The sequence below is a fragment of the Oxynema mangrovii CENA135 genome (assembly GCF_016632315.1).
Lineage (GTDB): Bacteria > Cyanobacteriota > Cyanobacteriia > Cyanobacteriales > Laspinemataceae > Oxynema > Oxynema aestuarii.
Map to the genome: position 1 here is coordinate 726,952 of NZ_JAEOXH010000003.1, position 20,606 is coordinate 747,557.

15 protein-coding genes are annotated in these 20,606 nt (G+C 49.3%); 3 read left to right on the top strand and 12 right to left on the bottom strand.

The annotated features are described in order from the left end of the window. On the top strand, positions 1-1,994 hold a 1,994-nt coding region (locus JJD41_RS22580; RefSeq protein WP_234489066.1), incomplete at its 5' end, for a C2 family cysteine protease. A gap of 102 nt (positions 1,995-2,096) precedes the next feature. Next, positions 2,097-2,858 carry a peptidylprolyl isomerase gene (locus JJD41_RS22585; RefSeq protein WP_200670266.1) on the top strand — a complete coding sequence of 254 codons (762 nt, stop codon included), beginning with the start codon at positions 2,097-2,099 and terminating at the stop codon, positions 2,856-2,858. A gap of 108 nt (positions 2,859-2,966) precedes the next feature. Here the strand turns inward: JJD41_RS22585 and JJD41_RS25855 are convergent, their stop codons facing one another. The 10 genes from JJD41_RS25855 to JJD41_RS22635 all read right to left on the bottom strand — a co-directional run bounded on the left by JJD41_RS25855 (position 2,967) and on the right by JJD41_RS22635 (position 16,091). Further along, on the bottom strand, positions 2,967-4,574 hold the full coding sequence (locus JJD41_RS25855; protein ID WP_200669789.1) for a CHAT domain-containing protein: 1,608 nt from the start codon (positions 4,572-4,574) through the stop codon (positions 2,967-2,969). A 62-nt stretch (positions 4,575-4,636) separates the two neighbouring features. Next, entirely contained in the window at positions 4,637-6,631 is a 1,995-nt protein-coding gene (locus tag JJD41_RS22595; RefSeq protein WP_200669791.1) for a CHAT domain-containing protein, read from the bottom strand. 198 nt (positions 6,632-6,829) lie between these two features. After that, positions 6,830-8,779: a CHAT domain-containing protein gene (locus JJD41_RS22600; protein WP_200669792.1), complete on the bottom strand. Its 1,950-nt coding sequence runs from the start codon at positions 8,777-8,779 to the stop codon at positions 6,830-6,832. 384 nt (positions 8,780-9,163) lie between these two features. Continuing rightward, the gene (locus tag JJD41_RS22605) at positions 9,164-10,102 is read right to left on the bottom strand and encodes a hypothetical protein (protein ID WP_200669794.1); all 939 of its coding nucleotides are present in this window, start codon (positions 10,100-10,102) and stop codon (positions 9,164-9,166) included. A gap of 350 nt (positions 10,103-10,452) precedes the next feature. Beyond that, on the bottom strand, positions 10,453-11,079 hold the full coding sequence (gene scpB / locus JJD41_RS22610) for an SMC-Scp complex subunit ScpB (protein WP_200669802.1): 627 nt from the start codon (positions 11,077-11,079) through the stop codon (positions 10,453-10,455). Positions 11,080-11,451: 372 nt separating this feature from the next. After that, positions 11,452-12,303, bottom strand: a complete 852-nt coding sequence (locus tag JJD41_RS22615; RefSeq protein WP_168568002.1) for an ABC transporter ATP-binding protein — start codon at positions 12,301-12,303, stop codon at positions 11,452-11,454. An 87-nt stretch (positions 12,304-12,390) separates the two neighbouring features. Next, positions 12,391-12,642: a TIGR02450 family Trp-rich protein gene (locus JJD41_RS22620; protein WP_168568003.1), complete on the bottom strand. Its 252-nt coding sequence runs from the start codon at positions 12,640-12,642 to the stop codon at positions 12,391-12,393. A gap of 120 nt (positions 12,643-12,762) precedes the next feature. Continuing rightward, positions 12,763-14,751, bottom strand: a complete 1,989-nt coding sequence (locus JJD41_RS22625; RefSeq protein WP_200669804.1) for a sensor histidine kinase — start codon at positions 14,749-14,751, stop codon at positions 12,763-12,765. A 5-nt stretch (positions 14,752-14,756) separates the two neighbouring features. After that, positions 14,757-15,689, bottom strand: coding sequence for a phosphate/phosphite/phosphonate ABC transporter substrate-binding protein (locus JJD41_RS22630; protein ID WP_200669806.1), 933 nt, complete (start codon positions 15,687-15,689; stop codon positions 14,757-14,759). 111 nt (positions 15,690-15,800) lie between these two features. Beyond that, entirely contained in the window at positions 15,801-16,091 is a 291-nt protein-coding gene (locus JJD41_RS22635) for a hypothetical protein (protein WP_200669808.1), read from the bottom strand. Between the two features lie 680 nt (positions 16,092-16,771). On the opposite strand from JJD41_RS22635, the gene JJD41_RS22640 reads away from it, so the two are divergent. Then, complete coding sequence (locus JJD41_RS22640) at positions 16,772-18,547, top strand: choice-of-anchor I family protein (protein WP_234489067.1); 1,776 nt, start codon at positions 16,772-16,774, stop codon at positions 18,545-18,547. A 15-nt stretch (positions 18,548-18,562) separates the two neighbouring features. Here the strand turns inward: JJD41_RS22640 and JJD41_RS22645 are convergent, their stop codons facing one another. Together JJD41_RS22645 and zds are read right to left on the bottom strand one after the other, a co-directional pair. Continuing rightward, a complete protein-coding gene (locus JJD41_RS22645; RefSeq protein ID WP_200669810.1) occupies positions 18,563-19,012 on the bottom strand; it encodes an SRPBCC family protein in 450 nt (149 codons plus the stop codon). A 60-nt stretch (positions 19,013-19,072) separates the two neighbouring features. Further along, a complete protein-coding gene (gene zds, locus JJD41_RS22650; RefSeq protein ID WP_200670270.1) occupies positions 19,073-20,548 on the bottom strand; it encodes a 9,9'-di-cis-zeta-carotene desaturase in 1,476 nt (491 codons plus the stop codon). Between the last annotated feature and the right edge of the window lie 58 nt (positions 20,549-20,606).

The following is a 20,606-nucleotide window of genomic DNA, read 5'->3' on the forward strand; positions in this document are numbered from 1 at the left end:
CAGCTCACCAAACTTTCTATGTAGATGCAGACAAACTACACACAGTTCGGTTCGTAGGCGGTTCTGTGGCTGGTAACGATAAGGTATATGTATCTGCCACTGATGGACTTGACGGGTGGAGTACCTGGCAAGACTACTTGATGAAAACTGAAGGTGGTTCTAAGCCCGTTGTCAGTGCTACTGACCAAACCGTGAAGCGCAATCAAAGTATCCAACCATCCTTTAGCGTCACTGATGCCGATGGAGATACTATGACTCGTTATCGTTTCTATGATGGTGACAACAGCAGCACCAGCGGTTATTTCACCGTCAATGGTGTCAAACAGGCAGCTCACCAAACTTTCTATGTAGATGCAGACAAACTACACACAGTTCGGTTCGTGGGCGGTTCTGTGGCTGGTGACGATCGAGTATATGTATCTGCCACTGATGGAATTGATGGGTGGAGTACCTGGCAAGACTACTTGATGAAAACTCAAAGTGGTTCTAATCCAGTGGTGACAGCCAGCGACCAGACTGTAAATTCCAATGAGTCGATGAAACTATCCTTTAGTGTCACCGATGCAGATGGAGATAGCATGACTCGCTATGCCTTCTTTGATGGCAACAGCAGCAGTACCAGTGGTTATTTCACCGTCAATGGTGTCAAACAGGCAGCCGGTCAAACTTTCTATGTAGATGCAGACAAACTGGATACAGTTGCCTTTGTTGGCGGTGCAATAGCCGGTATTGATGGATTATATGTCCGTACCAGTGACGGCGTTGACGGCTGGAGTAACTGGAAACAGTTTAATGTTTCCACCAAAGCAACAGTTATCAACGATTGGTTTGAGCAGAACATTAAAGATGCGGCAATTCGTTCCTTAGCCCGATCGCGCTTCCAAGATGGTCTACTCGATCGCAAAGACATGATCGACATCTTCATCAATGCCACAGACGGTGGGGTAGTCGATACTTACGAATTTGCTGACCTGCAAACTTTAACCAGCAACACCGACTACATCAAAATGCCGGACTATGTGCAGATATTGTCCACCAAGATTTCCCACGGAAATCCAGCCAACAAGAGTTACCAAGGCACTTATCTGGGTAACTTACAAGCTGGCAGCAGTGGGGAACATCTTGGCAAGCTGATTAAAAAGCACTTCTTAGGCAAGGATCATCCAGCTTGCAAAGGTCAGTTCACTTACGGTAATGGGACTGTTATTGATTTGGAGTACAAAGAAGCTCAAGGCAATCTTTTCCAAGATGACATCAGTTATAAAGATGTGAAACAAGGAATCGCCGGGGATTGTTATTACTTAGCCTCATTAGCCGCTGTTGCCCAGAAGACACCTAATGTCATTAAAAGTATGTTTATTGACAATGGTGACGGTACTTATACGGTGCGTTTCTTCAACAATGATCAGGTTGACTATGTAACGGTTGATCGCTATTTACCGACCATGAACAATGGATCGCTTCCCTTTGCGAAAGTGGGTGGCAAAGAGAATACTTACAAGAATTCCGCCAATGAGTTATGGGTCGCTTTAGCGGAAAAAGCCTACGCTCAAATGAATGAAGCGGGTTGGATGAAGCGGTACACAAAAGAAGGAATTGACCTTCACGGACTTAATTCTTACAAAGGAATTGAAGGTGGTTGGACAAATGTTTCAGTGGCTCACATTAATAATCAAAGTGGCACTTGGAAGGATCTAAAATCATCTACAGCTAGTAGCGTTGTTACCGCCTTTAACTCTGGCAAATTAATTAATTTTGCTTCTTTTGGCCTTGATGCTTCAGGCCAAGGCCCTACAAAAGGCTCTTCTGTTGTTTCTGGTCATGCTTACCCAATGGTTGGTTACAATCAGTCTACTGGTAAGTTCACACTATTTAATCCTTGGGGATTGGATGGCGGATACGAAGGTGGCGACTCCGCTTTTAAAAAGGGCAAATTAGAAATGACTTGGAACGAGCTTCAAATCTACTTTAGTTATTGGACAGTGAACGGTTAAGGTGATTCATGCCACCTATTGTCTCTAGTTAGGTGGCCAGAGACTGGGAAATGCTTTCTCAGTCTCTTCCCGGAATTCTTGGAAATTAAATATCGGAAAAATATGGACTCTATCCCTTTTCTAACAATCAACCAACAGACCATCTCTCTGAGTCAAGCCATTGGTTATCTAAAAGCGTCCGGGAAATTTGGCCTCTTTCTTTCAGAAATCTTGCGCCAATATATTCTCACCCATGAACTGGATGAACTTGAATCCATTGACATTGCTCTAGAGGAGTTAGAACAAACTCTCCTAAATTTTCGCCTAGAGAATCAATTACTTGACCAGAACAAATTTCAAGACTGGCTGGTTAAAAATGGCATCAGTTATGCCGATTTTCGCCAAGGAATCACCAATGACCTGAAACTAGACAAACTAAAAGCTAAGATTAGCGAACCCAAAATCAAGGAATATTTTAAAACGCAAAAGCAATTTTTTGATCGCGTCGTTCTTTCCCGCATTATCCTGAATGATAAAACCCTCGCCCAAAAATTAAACGAAGAACTTTCAGCAGACCCCAGAAAATTTGAAACCCTAGCTAGAGAATATTCGATTACGGACGATCGTCTAGTTAACGGCATGATGGGTCCCGTCAGTCGTGGCACTTTACCCGATATCCTCAAAAATCCGGTAGAGTTTTCTCCTGTTGGGGAAATTATTGGGCCGTTAGAAATTGACGGAAATTACGGGTTATTTCGCGTCGAACAATTCCTCGATGCTTCCCTAGACGACCCTAAGCTCAAACAAGAACTGCAAAATCAATTATTTGAGCAATGGCTACAAGAAAAATTACAAAGCTTGGAAATTAAACTAAAGGTTAAGTAATTGAATTTAAAGAAAGCGTTTTTTTGCCTTGGTAGGGTGTGTTAGGCGGCTATCATTTACCAAAATAATTTGCTCGATCCAAAATCCCGCCGTAACGCACCGAAATTGCTAATTCCAATTCCCAACTAAAGTAAACGCCGACCAATAATAGGGATGAGAAAAATCAATTCCCTCAAACTGAGCCAGTTCGGGAGGAAGCGCCAAAGTTTCTCCCGTAGACAGATATAATAACCCATCTTTTACCTCAACTTTCCCTCGCAATAAAGCTAACTGAGATTCTCGTAATGCCTGGACTTTAATCGGCGTTTCTCTTAAATGATGGTAAAACTCGCTCATCAATCCCAAAGTCGCCGCATCGCTGACGTACCACAAACTCCCCAATACCGACTTGACCCCAGAAAGAACCGCCAATCCGGCAAAACCTAATTCCGCCTGTTCTTCCCCTACCGCCGTGCGACAGGCACTTAAAACTAACAGTTCGATTGGCGGATTTTCTACAGAAGTCCAGCCCAAGTCTTGGGCTAATTGTCGAAATTGAAGTAAATTCAATTTGTCTTCAAAAAACTGAATGTAAGAATTCTCCAATCTACCCGGTTTGAACTCGGCGTGAGTGGCTAAATGAATCACTCCAAAATTTTGACTGGCGGCTTGTTGTTTAAAATTATTGAGAGTGAATTCTTCGTTAATGAAACTTTCCCCAATCCAAGGAATTTCTAAGATATTTGTTACTTCTAAAGGAACGCCAGGAAGGGCAGGCAAGCCTTCAAACTTTGCCGAGCCCATAGCCAACACGGGACGATCGCGAATATCTACATAACTGATGTCAGTTAAACCAAAACTGGGGACTAAAGAAATGCCGTATTTTTCAATCAAAAACTGTTCGCCATCGTGCAACACGGCTAAAGGCAGATATCGCAAGCCGGAATCCATGGAAAATACTAGATTTTGAATATTTTCTACTTTTAGTCGATCTTCAATCGGCGTAATAAGTAACTGATATAATTTTTTTGAAAGGGGTAAATATTGTTGCGAGTTTCTATATTGTGGAGAAAGAATTTGTAAGCGAAATTTCATTACATCTGCTAAAAGTTTTTGGCGATCGACATCGGGAACGATCGCCTTTTGAGTAAATTGCTTTTGTCGATATTGAGTAAAAACATTTGTTAATATTTCTGGATGGTTCACCCTAGAAGAAACTAAACCTTGAGATAAAGATCCATCCGGAAAAACGGTGACGATATCCAACGATCGATCGCGGGCAGTAACATAAATAAATGCCGATTTTTGTCCGGTTGTTTGCCACAACTCATATAAAGTTTTAGCGATTTCTTCAAGAGAGGGAATTTCACCGAATAAATCGACGCCTAAATAGTCGCTAAACTCGATCGCCTGGTATTCTTCTATAAATTCTAGGGAAATATCAATTTCAAGTTGTTCGAGTTGACTTTCATATTCGCCGCGATCGATTTTATCCTCATCAAAATAATCAAATTCCTCGTCAAATTCCTCGTCAAATTCCTCGTCAAATTCTTCCTCAAATCCTTCGTAAAACTCTTCATCAAATCCGAAATCTTCGAGATCCGGCCCGGTAATATCCGACATATTCGGTCCGGAAATATCCGATTGATTTCCCCTTTGGGTCAATCCCGGACAAGTCGCGATCGCCAACCCTGCAACGCTAACGATAATTACCCCAAGAATTCGATGTATTTTCACCGTTAAAATCGATACTCATCGAAAAGATGGTTGAAATCAAGCGATCGCCCTGTCCAACACGATTAATTCCAATTCCCAACTAAAGTAAACGCCGACCAATAATAGGGATGAGAAAAATCAATTCCCTCAAACTGAGCCAGTTCGGGAGGAAGCGCCAAAGTTTCTCCCGTAGACAGATATAATAACCCATCTTTTACCTCAACTTTCCCTCGCAATAAAGCTAACTGAGATTCTCGTAATGCCTGGACTTTAATCGGCGTTTCTCTTAAATGATGGTAAAACTCGCTCATCAATCCCAAAGTCGCCGCATCGCTGACGTACCACAAACTCCCCAATACCGACTTGACCCCAGAAAGAACCGCCAATCCGGCAAAACCTAATTCCGCCTGTTCTTCCCCTACCGCCGTGCGACAGGCACTTAAAACTAACAGTTCGATTGGCGGATTTTCCACGGAAGTCCAGCCTAATTCTTGGGCTAACTCTCGGAATTGGCGTAAGTTCAACTTTTTCTGGAAAAATTGAATATAAGAATTCTCCAATTTCCCCGGTTTAAACTCGGCGTGAGTAGCTAAATGAATCACCCCAAAATGTCGGGTTGCCGCTTGCAATCTAAAATTATCGAGGGTGAATTGCTCGTTAATAAAACCTTCGCCAAACCAAGGAATTTGAAAGATACTCGAAACTTCTAAGGGGACGGCAGGCAAAGCAGGCAAGCCATTAAATTTTTCCGATCCCATGGCCAATACAGGCGTGTTACGAATATCTACGTAACTGACATCGGTCAATCCAAAACTGGGAACTAAAGCAACTGCATATTTTTCGATCAAAAACTGTTCGCCATCGTGCAGGGCAGCTAATGGAATCGTTCGCAAGCCGGAATCCATGGAAAACACTAAATTTTCGATATTTTTGGCAGCTAAATCAGCGGCAAGGGGTGCTACAATCCACTGATACAGTTGTTGGGCATACCCTAAATAATTCCGGGTACTGCGTCGTTTTGGATTAAAGAGTTCTTTGCGGAAATCTGCAATGGTCTCAACTGCGCGATCGCGCGACACCCCCGACATCGAATAACGTTCGATCGCTGCCGTGGAATCCCCTTCTGATGGTGCCGTCACCATCAAAATTTCCAAACCCTCGGTTTGCGCGGCAACATAAATAAAAGCGGTTTTTTGAGCGGTCATTTGCTCTAAATCCCCTAACGTGCGCGAAATTTCTTCGTAAGACGGCACGTTTCCATAGAGATCGACCTCTAAATAATCTTGAAACTCGACCGCTTGAAATTCTTCGACGGTCTGAACGGCCACGCCAATATCGGCTTGTTGTATTTGAGCTTCATAGGCGGGGCGATCGACTTCTCGTCCCCCCGGCTGGTGGGATACGGGTTCCTGTTTTTGCGCTTCTCGCGGTTGATTTTCCGACTGTTGCGGCGGTGGCGGTTGTTCGGCAGGTGGCGGCGGTTCGAGTTGCGGTTCCGGTCGGCGTTCGTCTCTCGGCGGCGGCGGTTGTCGTTGTTCCTCCGGCGGTCGCTGTGATTCCTGGGGTGGGGGTTGCGGTCCGTCTCCCGGCGGTCGTTGTCCTTCCTGGGGTGGGGGTTGCGGTCCGTCTCCCGGCGGTCGTTGTCCTTCCTGGGGTGGGGGTTGCGGTCCGTCTCCCGGCGGTTGTGGTCCGTCTCCCGGAGGCGGTTGCGGTCCGTCTCCCGGAGGCGGTTGCGGTCCGTCTCCCGGTGGGGGTTGCAGTCCCTCTTCTGGAGGGGGTTGCAGTCCCTCTTCTGGAGGCGGTTGCAGTCCCTCTTCTAGGAGCGGTGGCGGTTCTTCCAAAAATGGGGCTTCCCCTTCTAAAAACGGGTCTTCCCCTTCCAGTAGCGGGTTGTCTTCTAGTAGCGGCTCCTCTTCCTCCGGTGCTAGCAACTCTTCAGGTTCGGGAATTTCTATCGGTGTCGGACCTGTGATATCGGATTGATTGCCCGTTTGAGGACGAGCTGGAGTGATGTAGAAGAGCAGTAAAGCGATCGCAGAACTGCCGATCGCTCTCCACCAGAAAAAGCCGGGTTTCATGAAGTATCCTTTGCCTTTTGCTGTCTTACAATCGAGGCGTCGATAGCTTCGCGACGCCTTCGGCGTATTGTTTAAACCCTGAGAAGCCGCGATCGCATCCTATCAGGTTTTCGGGAGTCTGGGGCGATCGCTTTCTTAAAAGATTTGTAAATTTCTGAAACTCAGACGATCGCCCCTTATCCCCGTAAGAGCGATCGCCTAATTCCAATTCCCAATCAAGCTAAAGGCAGACCAATAATAAGGATGGGAGTAATCAAATTTCTGTTGAGACTTTGTCTCATCTTCCCAGGCAGTCGTCTGCCCGTTGGAAAAATGCAGCAATCCATTTTCTGAATAAGTTTCTCCCCGCAACATTGCCAGTTGTGCTTCCTGCAAGGCGATCGATTTTAAGGGATTATTTTGCAAATGATTGTAGAATTCTCCCATTAAGCCTAATGTCCCCTCATCGCTGACATACCACAAACTCGCTAAAGCTGATTTTGCACCATACAAAACTGCCAATCCCGCAAAACCTAATTCAGCTTGAGGGTCTCCCAAAGCTGTCCGACACGCACTTAAAGTCAATAACTCGATCGCGGGTGTCGTGGTTAAATTCCATCCCAATCGATCCGTAATTTTTCGCAGGCGATCGAGTCCAATTTTATTGTTGTAAAAATAGATATAAGAATTGGACAGCGCTCCCGGTCTGAACTCCGCATGAGTGGCGATATGAATGCCGCGATATTGTTTATTTTCGTTTTGTTGGAGAAAGTTTTCCACCGTAAAGCCTTCATTAAGAAACGCATCGGTAGGCAAGCCACTATTGGCGATTTCCTCTAACTCCAAGGGAACCGCAGGTAAGTCACTCAAATCGCTAAATTCCGAAGCTCCCATCGCTAAAATCGGGGAGTTGCGAAAGTCCACAAAACTAATATCGGTCAGTCCAAAACTCGGCACTAAAGTTAAAGCATATTTTTCAATCAAAAAGCGATCGCCGTCATGTAAGGCAGCAAAAGGAACCGATCGCAATCCTTGATTGACTGCTAAAACAAGAATATCTATTTCTTTTTCTTGCAAACTGGGATCGACCGGATCGACGAACCATTGATAAAGTTGTTGGGCGTGGGGTAAATACTGACTCGATCCTCGTTTTCTCGGATCGGTAATGGCATTTTGAAATAGACCAATTTCTTTAGAAACAATCTCAGAAGATAAGTTGGGAATCACATGTTTTTCACTATGAGAAATCACTTCTTCGAGATACCCTTGAGCGATGGTCTGTTGTTGCTTGGGAATATTTTTTAATCGCGATACGGGGGTGATTTCGCTTCCATCTAAGGGAGGAACTGGAGGGATTAACAACAGTTCGAGACGGTCTTCATAGGAGGAAATGTACAGAAAAGCGGCTTTTTTTCCAGTGACTTGCCACATTTCATAAAGTTTGGCGGCAATTTCATCAACTTGGGCGACTTTTCCAAATAATTCAATGCCTAAAAAGTTGCTAAATTCGAGAGCATAAAATTCCTCAAATAGTTGTAGAGTTGTCGGAATGTCCGATTGAGCCACTAAATTTTCGTAACGTTGGCGATCGACTTCAAGTTCGGTGTTTTTATCTCCGAAGAAAGCATCTAAAATAGAAGCTTCAATCGGTCGAGAGGTTTCTACATGTACGGAATTATTGCGATCGATATTGTCTATATTTTCCGAACTATTCGCAGTTGTTGTAGTCGAATCGATAAGTGATGGCTCTCCCGAATTATTTTGAGGGTTCTCCGAAAAATCAGTCGGATTTTCTGGAACGACATTGCCATCGGAAACGGGCAATCCAGCACTGTCGGAATCGTTGTCAACTGGGACATTCTCGATGGAATTATTGGGGGTTGAATTGTTTTGAGGTTGCTGTTGGTTGGGATTGTCAACGATCGCGTCGTCTTCCGGGGGAGTTTCGTCAATAATATTGCTAGGTTCTTCGGTTTCGAGGGGTTCGATGAGGTCTATGGGTGAAATTTCAATAGGTTGCGGTCCGGTAATGTCACTTTGATTTAAAGGAGGATCGACATTCGGTCCGGTTACGTCACTTTGATTTTGAGCAATTGTGGGAAGTTGAGACAACAGAATGACGCCAAAGGAAGCGATCGCCGGAGTAAGAAACCATCGAAGCGAATACATAGAAATGACTCCCGTTTAAATTTATTAAAAGGACGACCCTTGACGACGGATCCGTTTACAAACACACCCAAACATGACCCAATTGACACTCGTTCGCCCTTTTGATGGCTCACGGATGAGAACCGATCGCTTCGATCGCGCGATTGAAGCGATCGCGTAAATCAAGATAAATTTAGAGAGGCGCTACTTATTTTTACCCTCGCGTTCCCTCCATTGTTAACGCAGTCGAGAACGCGGCAATTTCTGGCTGTTTTGAAATATCTGAAACGCTGTTTACTTATCTTACAAGAAAATCCGATCCCGAAACGAGCGATCGAGAAATCAAGCCGGGAGGCGATCGCCCCTGACAGTCGCGACCCCACGGGAACGATCCCTGAGAAGCGATCAGAAGCGATCGAAAGAAAAACCGTAACCGATCCCCAAAATAAAGCGAGTTCCATCCCCTGCACTGCCCGTGATATCGGTCAAAGCGGGAGAAATCACAATCGGAACATTGCGAAAGGGTGCAATCGATAAACCGACAGTGAGATCTTGTCCGGTCCATTCCACCACGGCGTTGACGGGTTCGTAAAGCCGCAAGGCGGCAGACCCAAACACGCCCACCGTATCGACCCCATCATCGATTTGGTCTTCGCTTCGATATTGTCCGCCGCCGACACCGACGGATAAAAATAATTGACTCAAGGGTTTGGACGGGTCCTCTTGCAAAGCGAAGCGCCTGCTGACGACGCCGTAAACCGAGGAACCGCCATCGGTTTCACCCCAGCGCACGGCCCCTTGTACTCCAGCCGCCACGCTGAAATCGGCGGGTAAACGGCGGTGCAGTTTGATGCTGAGGGTGCCATCCTCAAAGGCATCTCCCCAAAGGTCGGTGACGGTGACACCGAGGGCCACCCCAACATTTTTACGCGGGTCGCCGAATCCCATACCAATCCCCATCACCCCATCCGCATCTTCGGTAAAGCGGGTGCGTTCTTGCAGGCCCAAACCGATGCCGAGGCTTCCCCACGAGGCGCCGTAACCGGAAGGATTCATAATCGTGATCCCGGGAGAGGCGGCGACGGAGGGTTTGCCTTGGTTGGGACGGGGACGAAACGGTACGCGCTGGGGTTGAAAGCGCTGTTCGTTCCCCTGTTTGCGGTGTAAGGAACCGGGAGAGGAGGAGGGAGTAGAATCGGGAGGGGGTGTCGCTTGTCCGATGTGGAGGGGTTGAATCGATCTGGGTTCGGGGTCGAAATGTTCGCGTTCGAGATCGAGAGGAATGGCGATCGCCCTCGGGCAAAACATGACAGCGATCGCGATCGGAGTAAGGATCAATTTCATGAGTGCAAAACCCAAAGGTTCGATGATGGTGGAGTTGCTCGATCTGCCCTGAATTGAGAAAGGCAATTCTCAAGGATTTATCAATGTCGGCACTCTCGAAAGTAACGGCACGCAAGCGAAACGGTTTCAGCCAGTAACGGATTTTTGAAATCCGCCTTTCTTCGAGTGTTTTAGATCGATCGCCGAGAAGGTCTCTCTCGCTAAATCTATTCTATTGAACGTCTTTTTCAACTTCGCAAATGTGAAGAAACCTATCAATTTGTGGATAAAATTGCCCCTGAGTTTTGCAACGGTAAGTTATCGTTCGATCGCCCTCAATTCCCCTCTATAGCGGGCGATCGCCGTTCCTTTTACCCTTCGGTCAGGGGGCCGACGGGTGCGGGGTTGGTGGCGGCTGCTTGGGTTTCGGGAGCGGTTTCGGGAGCGGTTTCGGGAGCGGTTTCGGGGGGATTTTCTGGCTCGTTTTCCGCTTCCTCATCGCGATCGCTTGTCAGGGGAAGTTGAAGTTGTTGCGGAAGTTGTTCGGTTTGGAAATACTGATGAAATTTATCGGTCACTTGCAACCAATAGGAACGCCCGTCCGATTGGCGGCGACGGCGAACGAAACCCTGTTGAATCAATTCTTGAACGTGTTGGTACGCCCCCGAACCGCGTAACTCGACTAATTCGGTTTGACTCATGGACCCTTTTTTGAGGGCGATCGCCGCTAAAGTTCGCAACGCCCCGATCCCCAATTCGGCGGGAATTAAACTATGCACTAAATCCTGAAACGTTTCGCGCAGTTGTAGGGTATATCCTTTATTACTTTCGACAATTTCTAACGCACTCTCGCGGTGAGCGTAATCGCCCATCAACTCGATCAAAGCTTCTTCAGCATCTTCTTTGTCACATTGAGCAAACTCGGCGATCTCGGCCAGAGATAACGGTTTACCCTTTAAATAGAGAATTGCTTCGATTGTGGTCGCCAAACGAGCCATATAGCATTTTCCTCTGCTATGCAAGACATTTAGATCCCCCTAAATCCCCCTCGCCAGGTAGGGGTTTGGTTACCCAACCCCTACTTTCCTCGTTCCCCCCGAAATCGCCCCAACCCCCCTTTCAAAGGGGGGCGAAGGGGGGATAGGGGGATCGGCACTGTACCGCATCAGACGCCCGAGTGCTGTAGGGGATTTTAGATTTTAGATTTTAGATTTTAGATTTTGAATTTTAGATAGAAACGGCGATCGCTCTTTCAGGGGATAAAGCTGATGGTCGGGCGATCGCACGCCCCCGCGCGGACGTGAACCCCACTGTTTAAGTGTAACAGGATTTTACAAAAATTGTTCGGGGGTGTAAATGGCGACGATCGGCTAATCTAACTGGCGTCCGGTGAGTTCGACGAAAATATCCTCTAAATTGGACGGGCGGACCATCAACCCGGTTTTATCCGGTTGCGCCTCAAAATAAGCATTGGCGGCGTCGAGATCGGGAAAAAACTTGTATTCCCAGCGATCGCCGACCTGTTTCATCACCAAACCGCCCCCGTGTTTGTGGCGCAATTCGTCGAGGGTTCCCAACTCGATCAAAGTTCCTGCATCCATAATCCCGATGCGATCGCACAAATACTCGACCTCTTCCATGTAGTGGGTCGTCAACAGCATCGTCATTCCCTGGCGGTTGAGATCGCGAATAATTTCCCACAAACGCCGTCGGGTTTGGGGGTCGAGTCCCACCGTCGGTTCGTCCAAAAACAAAATTTTCGGTTCGTGTAACAGCGCCCGGGCAATTTGCAACCGCCGTTTCATCCCGCCAGAAAGGGTTTTCGCCTTCACGTCCTGGCGATCGCTCAATTCCACATAAGTCAAGGCGCGATCGATGCGCTGCTGTCGTTCGGTTTTGGGAATGTGGTGCAAACGTCCGTGAAACTCCATATTTTCCCAAACGGTCAAATCGAGATCGACGCTAGTTTGTTGCAACACGACCCCGATCTGTTGTTTGACGGCGATCGGATCGCGACGGACATCGTACCCCGCCACCTGAATTGTCCCTTCACTCGGACGGGTCAGGGTCGTCAACATCCGGATCGTGGTCGATTTTCCGGCGCCGTTGGGTCCGAGTAAGCCAAACATTTCTCCCGGGGCGATCGCAAATGACAACCCGTTGACGACGGGAGTGCGATCGTAAATTTTCCGGACGTTCTCAACGCAAACCGCAGCACTCATATTTGATTTCAATCACTGGACGCATCCCATAATCTACCAGAAGGGCGGCGCGATCGCTTCGCGACGCCGGAGGCGTATCGCCCTCCTTTACCCCTCCCGTTCCTGCCCCATTTCCGTCAAGGTTTGCCATCCCGCCTGCCACAAATTCTCATCTTTGAGTTGTCGCGCATTCAACCAAAACCGGACGTTGGGATCGCAAGAAGCGACCATTTCCGCAAACACCCATTTACCGTCATTTTTGCGATTGACGACTTGAAAATGTCGCCATCCCCAGGTTTTTTGTCGCGCGGTCCATTTGGAACCGACGAGATAGGGGAATTTTTGTTTTTTCTTAGCCATTGTTTCGGGGAAAACAATAAACGCTTTCGAGGCGTTTACCCATAAAAGCGCAAGGGTTACCCTTTTAATCTAAAATCTACAATCTAAAATCTACAATCTCAACAATGGATCGGCGCTTCTTCAATGGGTCAATGCTTCTTCCGGGTCGCGGACGACATCGGGAAGGCGGAAGGTAAACGTGGAACCGCGATCGATTTCGCTAGTGACGAATAACTCCCCGCCCATAATTTCGCAGAAGCGTTGACAAATAGCTAAGCCCAAACCCGTACCGCCATAGCGTTTTGTCGTCGAGATATCCGCTTGAATGAACGGTTGAAAAATTTTATCGATCTGTTCTGGAGTCATGCCAATTCCGGTATCGGCAACCTCGAAGATCACCCATTCCGAGGCTTGGGGAACGGGATTTGCAGATAACCTCCCATTCGTTTCGGTCGGGGAAGGGTTGCTGGCGGGGTTGTCGAAAGAAGTGGGGGGGAGTTGAGCGATCGCCTCCAAGGGGGAATCGGCGACGGGAGTGCGTTTGATGTGTAGGGTAATGCGACCTTCGTGAGTGAATTTGGCGGCGTTACTGAGTAAATTGAGTAAAACTTGCTTGACTTTGGTGCGATCGGCGATCATGTGTCCCATTTGGGCGGGACAGTCGAGATCGAAAGCATTATTATTTTTCTGGACTAAAGGATTGATGGTGCTTTCGACTTCTTCAATCAGGGTGACGATATCGAAGCGTTCTAAATAAATTTTCATTTCTCCCGCTTCGATCTTGGAAATATCGAGAACGTCGCTGATGATATTGAGCAGGTGTGCTCCGGCTTCGCGAATTAACATCAAATCGGGAACGAAATCGTTATAGCCCAAATCTTCGGCATCTTCGCGCAACAGGTCGCTGTAACCGAGAATGGCGTTGAGGGGAGTGCGTAACTCGTGGCTCATGTTGGCGAGAAACAGACTTTTGGCGTGATTGGCGGATTCGGCGGCTTCTTTGGCTTGTTCGAGTTCGATTTGAGCGAGTTTGCTTTCGGTAATGTCGCGCACGATCGCCAATACGTCGTCGCCGCTGTTGACCACTAAGCGGGCTTCAAAATGATGGCGTTGGTTGTGTAGAAACCACTCGTACTCGAACACTTGAATTTCCCCGGAGGCGATCGCGAGATCGACGTGTTCGATATACTTGTGGGCGACGTGGGTGGGCAGCACTTCATAAAGCGTTTTCCCTAACAAATTGCCGATATTGCTGAGTAAATCCCCATTGCGCGACGCTTTGAAATCGACAAATTCACCGCTTTTAGAAAACCGAAACATTAAATCGGGAATTGCATCGAGTAAGGCGCGGTTTTTCGCTTCACTTTGGCGTAAATCCTCGGTTTGTTGTTCGAGACTTTCGATCGAGCTACGCAATTGGTCGGTCATCCGGTTGAACGATTCGGCGAGCACCGCGAGTTCGTCGTTGCTGCGAATAGTAATTTTTTGAGATAAGTCCCCGGACGAGAGGCGCTTGGTGGCGACGGTCATTTCTTGCAAAGGTTCGGTAATCGAACGACTCAGCAACAGGGCGATCGCGGTTCCGGCGATCGCCGCCGCCGCCGCCACCGCCAACCCCTGATAGCGAACCACGGCCATTTTTTCTTTTAACGGCGTTGTCGATAAGCCGACGCTGACGGCCCCCAAGCGCTGGCGACCGACCCGAACCGCCTTTCCCGCAAGCAGTTGCTCCGCTTCCCATTGAAACGTCGTCTCGTTGCTTGCGAGTAACGCTTGACCGAACGGATCCGGTTCGACGTTATAAACTAAAACATCCTCCCCGTAGGCATCCGCCACGACCCGTCCTTCGCGATCGTAAATGCGTCCGGCGACCAACACGCGATCGGCACCGAGTTGTTCCATGATTTCTTCCATGAAGTCGGCGTCGAGGTTGTAGAGTGAATCGGAGGTGGTGACGCTGAGGGCGTCGAGGAGGATTTGGGCTTGTTGTTGGAGTTCTTTGCGAAAGGTTTGTTGTTCTCGGTAAAGGGATAGCCCGGTTACGCCCGCCACGACAAGAATGACCAAGCCTGTCATGCTCAGAGTCAGCTTGGTCGCCAGCGAGCCTTTTGAGTGGCTATTGATTCCCATGCAATTCACCGATTTTCTACTTTCTCGTATAACTCTCGCATTCGTTGGAAGCTAGCTTCCGGGGGGAATTCGTCAAATTTTGCCGTGTCTTCAAAGATATCGAGCACTTCTTTCCCTTCGGGGGTTTTATCCATTTCTAACAAGATCGTTTTGAGGGCGGCTACCATTTCTGGATCCATGTCCGGTCGGACCATAACGATGTGACGGGCGACTTTCTCCGTTTCCGCTAGCACTTTCATCGCGGCGCGACTTTGTGGGGGGATTTCTTCAAAGGTGCCGATATCGAGGGCGCCTGCGGCCACTTTGCCGCTAATGACCCATTGAATCGTATTTTCGTCGTCGTCGCTGAAGACGTAACCGACTTCATTGTCGCCGACGGTATCGGCGGCGGAGTTTTTCTCGACGGGGTTCAATCCGGCTTCGATTAAATAGGCGGCGGGCAACATGTAGCCGGAGGTGGAGTTGGGTTCGTCAAAGGAGATCGTTTTGCCTTTGAGGTCTTCGAGGCTGTTGATGTCGCGATCGCCCATGGTGAAGATGATGGTGTAGTAGTCGGGGGTGCGATCTTTCCACCGTCGCAAAATCGCTTGAGCCCCGGAAAGTTGGCTGACGCGCATCGCCGGATAGGGACTGTCGAAGTAAATATCGACTTCTCCGGATTTGAGCCAACTGGCGATCGTCTCTAAATCCCCGGCGACTTTGACTTCGCCGATCCCGATATCGAAGTTTGACAAGTTTTTGGCTAAATAATCGGCCATCGGCTGGTAACGTTTGATTTTTTTGGCCGGGTTGTTGGAAACGTCGGCAATGACGAGGGCTTTGCCCGTCGGGGGGGCCGTCGGTTCGGCGCTCGAGATCTGTGTCGATTGCGAGTCGCAACTGGCGATCGTTGCCAGCAAACCGAGGAGCATCAAGTTTTTAAAAAGTTTTTGAAACATCGCTGTTCAAGTCTCCAAGATTGAAACGCTTCGGGAGTCCAATGCCCCGATCGCGGCAAATGCGAGGTCGGCCTTAGCCTCTGCCGACAGGATATTCCACGCCATCGATCTCTACACTGGGAAGGCGATCGCTTTCCTAAAACTTCTCGGTTTGGCGATCGCTCGTCCGTTACTGCGATCGTTGAGGGAGGAGATTGACGATCGATCGCCCACGCCGATCCGCGCGGGTCGCTTGCCTTTCCCCGAGACTGAGGGACGCCCCGCGATCGCCCAGTTTTGTCGTCCCACTCCCCAACGGCGAGCTGCTTCGTCTCCCTCGTGATGCTGCGATCCTAACCGACTCTCTGTCGAAATGACGATCTCGATCGAGAACTTAAATACACATTTTATCAATTTTGTCAACCTGTCAAATCTTTCAACCGAGCCATCGCCCGCGATCGTTCGAGTAGATTTTGTCACCATGGAATCTGTGGTCGATCGCCGCGATTAGGGAATCGGCGATCGCCGCGATCGTAGCCTTGAAAACTATCAATTTTTGCAACATTTTGGCGGATACAAGAATTTACTGAGTTCCCCTCGAATCACGATTGATTTTAATGAAGATTAGGTAAATTTTACGTGAAAACTTGGTGAAGCTCTCGCCTCAATCTTGATCTAAGGCGATCGCATCTGCGACAATCTCAGTATATTCTCGGAGATTGACAAGAGATCGCGATCGGCTCCGTCCATCTGACTGTTAACAATACTGCTTTAACTTGGGTTCGTTCGCGTCCCCGGTCGTCGGGTCAACCGCCCCCACTTGCCCAGCTTTAACCAACGTTGACCTCGGGCTGGCGATCGCCTTCCCGAAGAGGAGATCGTCCCCAGTGGTTCATCCGGCGTCCGAGCCAATTTTGGTGGTTTTCGCGGATCGTGACCCCTTTTGAAAGTCTCCCAGACAACCTTAGCCTCCCGATCGCCCCGACAACGGCGATCGAGGGGATGGCGCGATCGTAGACGGGCTTTCTCCGTAAAAACCCCGAACCGTCGATCGTCCCCTTCAACCTTCACTCACGTTTTCTGTTTCACGAGGGTCATCCGCAATGAAAATCTCCAATTCTTCCCAAACATGCTCCCATTCAATCGGAAAACTCCTCAAATTTAGCCTTCCTTCCGCCTTAATTTGGACGGGCTTAGCCACCGCCGCCAACGCCTTCGACTTACGCCCGATCGGAACCTACCAGACCGGAATTTTCGACGATAGTGGCGCCCGCATCACCACCTACGATCCCCTCTCCCAACGCTTATTCGTCACCAACGACAGTACCCAACGCATCGAAATTCTCGATATCTTCGATCCGACCAACCCTTACCCCGTCGCCGCCAATCCCTTCATCGACTTGACCACCCTCGACCTCGGTCTCGATTTTGAAGTTGGCGGAATTAACAGCATCGCCTTTAAAGATGGCATCCTCGCCGCCGCCGTCGAAAGTAAAACCTTGCAAGACCCCGGTAGAGTCCTGTTTTTCGACAGCAACGGCACCTTGTTAAACTCCCTCACCGTCGGCGCCTTGCCGGATATGCTCACCTTCACCCCCGATGGCCGTAAAATCCTCGTCGCCAACGAAGGCGAACCGAGTGGAGATTACCTCAACGATCCGGAAGGATCGGTCAGTATTATCGAGTTGGCGGCGGATATTGCCTCGTTAACCGATGCCAACGTTAAAACTGCCGATTTTCAACTGTTTAACAATATCGCGATCGACGATCGCATCCGTATTTTTGGCCCCAATGCCACCGTCGCCCAAGACCTCGAACCGGAATCGATCGCCGTGTCCGAAGACGGGACGAAAGCCTGGGTCACCTTACAAGAAAACAACGCGATCGCCGTTCTCGACCTATTAACGGGGGAATTCACCGATTTATTCGCTTTAGGCTTTAAAGACTACAGCCAGCCGCAAAATGCTCTCGATCCGAGCGATCGCGACGGCGGGATTAACTTCAGAACTTTACAAAATCTGTTCGGAATCTACCAACCGGACGAAATCGCCTCCTACACCTTCGGCGGTCAAACCTTCTTATTCACCGCCAACGAAGGCGACAGCCGCGAATATCTCTTTGAAGACGAAGCGGGGAACGAAATCGAAAGCTTAGTCGAAGAAACTTCCGTCGGCGATGTCCTCCTCGATCCCGATCTGTTCCCCAACGCCGCAGAAATCCAGCAAAATAGCAATTTCGGGCGCTTGGAAATCACGAATACGATGGGAGATACCGACGGCGACGGCGACTATGACGAACTGTACGCCTTCGGCGGGCGATCGTTCTCGATTTGGGACGAACTCGGCAATCTGATTTTCGATAGCGGCAACGAATTTGAACGAATTACCGCCGAACTGTTCCCGGACTATTTCAACTCGAACAACGACGCCAACCAATCCTTTGACAATCGCAGTGACAACAAAGGGCCCGAACCGGAAGGCATTACCTTGGGGCGAATTTTAGAAAAAACTTATGCCTTTATCGGTTTAGAACGGATTGGCGGCATTATCGCTTACGATGTCACCGATCCTTACAATCCGTTTTTTGTCGATTATTTCAACAATCGCAATTTTGCCGCTTTGTTTAACGAGGATGTTTTCGGCGAGGACGAAGAACCTTCCCGGGAACAACTCGATGCGGTCGGGGATCTCGGTCCGGAAGGCTTGTTGTTTATTGCGGCGGCTGATAGTCCGACGGGTCGCCCCTTGTTAGCGGTGGCGAATGAGGTCAGTGGAACCACGACGTTATATTCGGTTCGGGTTCCGGAACCGTCTTCGGCGATCGCCCTCGCCGGAGTGGGCGCCCTCGGCTGGCTGTCGCGCAAGCGCAAACGGGCTTAGGGGCGATCGCCCGTCTCAAGACTCGGCGGCGTAAGCGTCGGTCGCGTAGGTCCGAAACCGTTCTAAATCGGCTTGGATCGTCGATTCGACCACCCGACCTAAAAACAGGTTATCCATGACTTGACCGAGAATCCCGGGAATCCCGTAAGCGACGGTCAGTTTGACGATGCTTTTGCCGTGGCGATCGTAAAAACGCACGGCGCCGCGATTGGGCAGACCGTCTACGGATTCCCACTGGATGATCTGTTCGGGGACGACTTTGAGAATGCGCGACAGCCAAGTAAATTCAAAACTCCCGGAAGCTAATTTCCACCGCGATAAGTCCGGATCGTCTTCGAGAACGCGAACGGAGTCGATCCATTTCATCCATCGGGGCATTTGTTCGAGATCGGACCATAAATGCCAAACGAAATCGATGGGGGTATCGACTTCGACAAAAACGCTATGTTCTAACCAATCGGTCATAGTTTGCAACAGGGGTGAAGATTTGCCGTTCGTCGTCGGCGAACGACAAACCGAGTACGATTAGCGGGCGATCGCCGATGTCTGGGTTTTCCCTAAAATTTTATCGAGATTTGCCAAAATCGCCTTGGCCGCCTGACGCCCGGACAAGGTCGCCCCTTCCATGCTGTCGATATAATCCTGTTGGGTATAACTGCCAGCGAGGAAGAAGTTCGCTACGGGAGTTTCCTGGGCCGGACGGTAGGGATCCATGCCCGGGGCTTCGCGGTAGAGGGATTGGGCGAGTTTGACGACGCTATACCAAGTCATGTTTAACTCGCGGGCTGAGGGAAACAGTTCGCGGACTTGTTCGAGGACGTGTTGGGCGATCGCCTCGTTACTTTCTTTAATAAACGGATCCCCCGGCGTCAGCACCAATTGCATCAACGATCCTTCCCCTTCCCGATAGTAGTCCCCGGGACTGGCTAAGGCGAGGTCGGCGAAACAAGAAAAGTCCGCATCGGCGGTATAAAGTAAATTGTCGATTCCCGCAGCTTCTTGGAGTTGGCGCCGCTTTTGCGGGTCGTCGAGTTCGGTCACCCACCCGTCAAAGCGCAGTTGAACCGTGGCGACGGGGACGGTATCGAGTTTGTAGATCTTGTCAAATTCCGGCCACTGGCGCCACGCGGGCGGTAAGATTTTCTGAATGCCGGGAACGTCGCAGGCGAACACGTAGGTATCCGCTTCGATGGTTTCTTCGCTGTCTCCTTGGGCGACGACAATCCCGGTGACGCGAGTTTCGCCGTCGGTTTCGGCATATTGGATCTCGCGGACCCGACGGCGTAGGTGGATTTTGCCGCCTCGGGCTTCGATATAGTTGACGATCGGTTTGTGCAGGTATTCGTGGGGAGATCCTTCTAACATTCGCAAGACCGAGGCTTCGGTTTTGGCGGCGAAGAATTGAAAGATCGTCAACATGCAGCGTGCGGAAATGTTCTCGGTGTCGATGAAGCCGAGGGCGTAGGCGATCGGATTCCACATGCGATCGAGGCTGCCTTGAGACCCGCCGTGTTGGCGGAACCAGTCGGCGAAGCTGACGCGATCGAGATCGCGGATGGTTTTCATGGCCCCGTCGAAGTCGATCAAACCGCGTACCAGAGGACTGGTTCCGAGGGCGATCGCGTTTTGCAATTTGTCGATGACGGAGAGTTGAGAGGTGGTGAAAAAGGCTTTCAACCCGTTAAACGGCGCCCCGGTGATAAAGCGAAAGTCCAATTCGCCGATCTTCCCGCCGCGATTGATAAAGGTGTGGGTATGTTCTTTGAGGCGCAAGTTTTCAAAGGCCCCGACTTTCTTCATCAAGTCGAACAGTTGGAAGTAACAGCCGAAAAAGACGTGCAACCCCATTTCAATATGATTGCCCTCTGGATCGACCCAACTGCCGACCTTCCCGCCGACAAAGGGACGAGATTCAAAGATTTCGACTTCGTGACCCGCATCGACTAACTCGACGGCGGTAGCTAATCCAGCCAATCCGGCACCAGCGATCGCAACCCGCATTCTTGACGTTGATCTCATAAGTTTCGTTACATATTTTAACGAATAAAGGGACCGTAAC

Excerpts from the sequence above, each read along its gene's own strand:
- JJD41_RS22585 (WP_200670266.1), top strand. The coding sequence starts at position 2,097 with ATGGACTCTATCCCTTTTCTAACAATCAACCAACAGACCATCTCTCTG.
- JJD41_RS22595 (WP_200669791.1), bottom strand. The coding sequence starts at position 6,631 with ATGAAACCCGGCTTTTTCTGGTGGAGAGCGATCGGCAGTTCTGCGATC.
- JJD41_RS22600 (WP_200669792.1), bottom strand. The coding sequence starts at position 8,779 with ATGTATTCGCTTCGATGGTTTCTTACTCCGGCGATCGCTTCCTTTGGC.
- JJD41_RS22605 (WP_200669794.1), bottom strand. The coding sequence starts at position 10,102 with ATGAAATTGATCCTTACTCCGATCGCGATCGCTGTCATGTTTTGCCCG.
- scpB (WP_200669802.1), bottom strand. The coding sequence starts at position 11,079 with ATGGCTCGTTTGGCGACCACAATCGAAGCAATTCTCTATTTAAAGGGT.
- JJD41_RS22615 (WP_168568002.1), bottom strand. The coding sequence starts at position 12,303 with ATGAGTGCTGCGGTTTGCGTTGAGAACGTCCGGAAAATTTACGATCGC.
- JJD41_RS22620 (WP_168568003.1), bottom strand. The coding sequence starts at position 12,642 with ATGGCTAAGAAAAAACAAAAATTCCCCTATCTCGTCGGTTCCAAATGG.
- JJD41_RS22625 (WP_200669804.1), bottom strand. The coding sequence starts at position 14,751 with ATGGGAATCAATAGCCACTCAAAAGGCTCGCTGGCGACCAAGCTGACT.
- JJD41_RS22630 (WP_200669806.1), bottom strand. The coding sequence starts at position 15,689 with ATGTTTCAAAAACTTTTTAAAAACTTGATGCTCCTCGGTTTGCTGGCA.
- JJD41_RS22640 (WP_234489067.1), top strand. The coding sequence starts at position 16,772 with ATGAAAATCTCCAATTCTTCCCAAACATGCTCCCATTCAATCGGAAAA.
- JJD41_RS22645 (WP_200669810.1), bottom strand. The coding sequence starts at position 19,012 with ATGACCGATTGGTTAGAACATAGCGTTTTTGTCGAAGTCGATACCCCC.
- zds (WP_200670270.1), bottom strand. The coding sequence starts at position 20,548 with ATGCGGGTTGCGATCGCTGGTGCCGGATTGGCTGGATTAGCTACCGCC.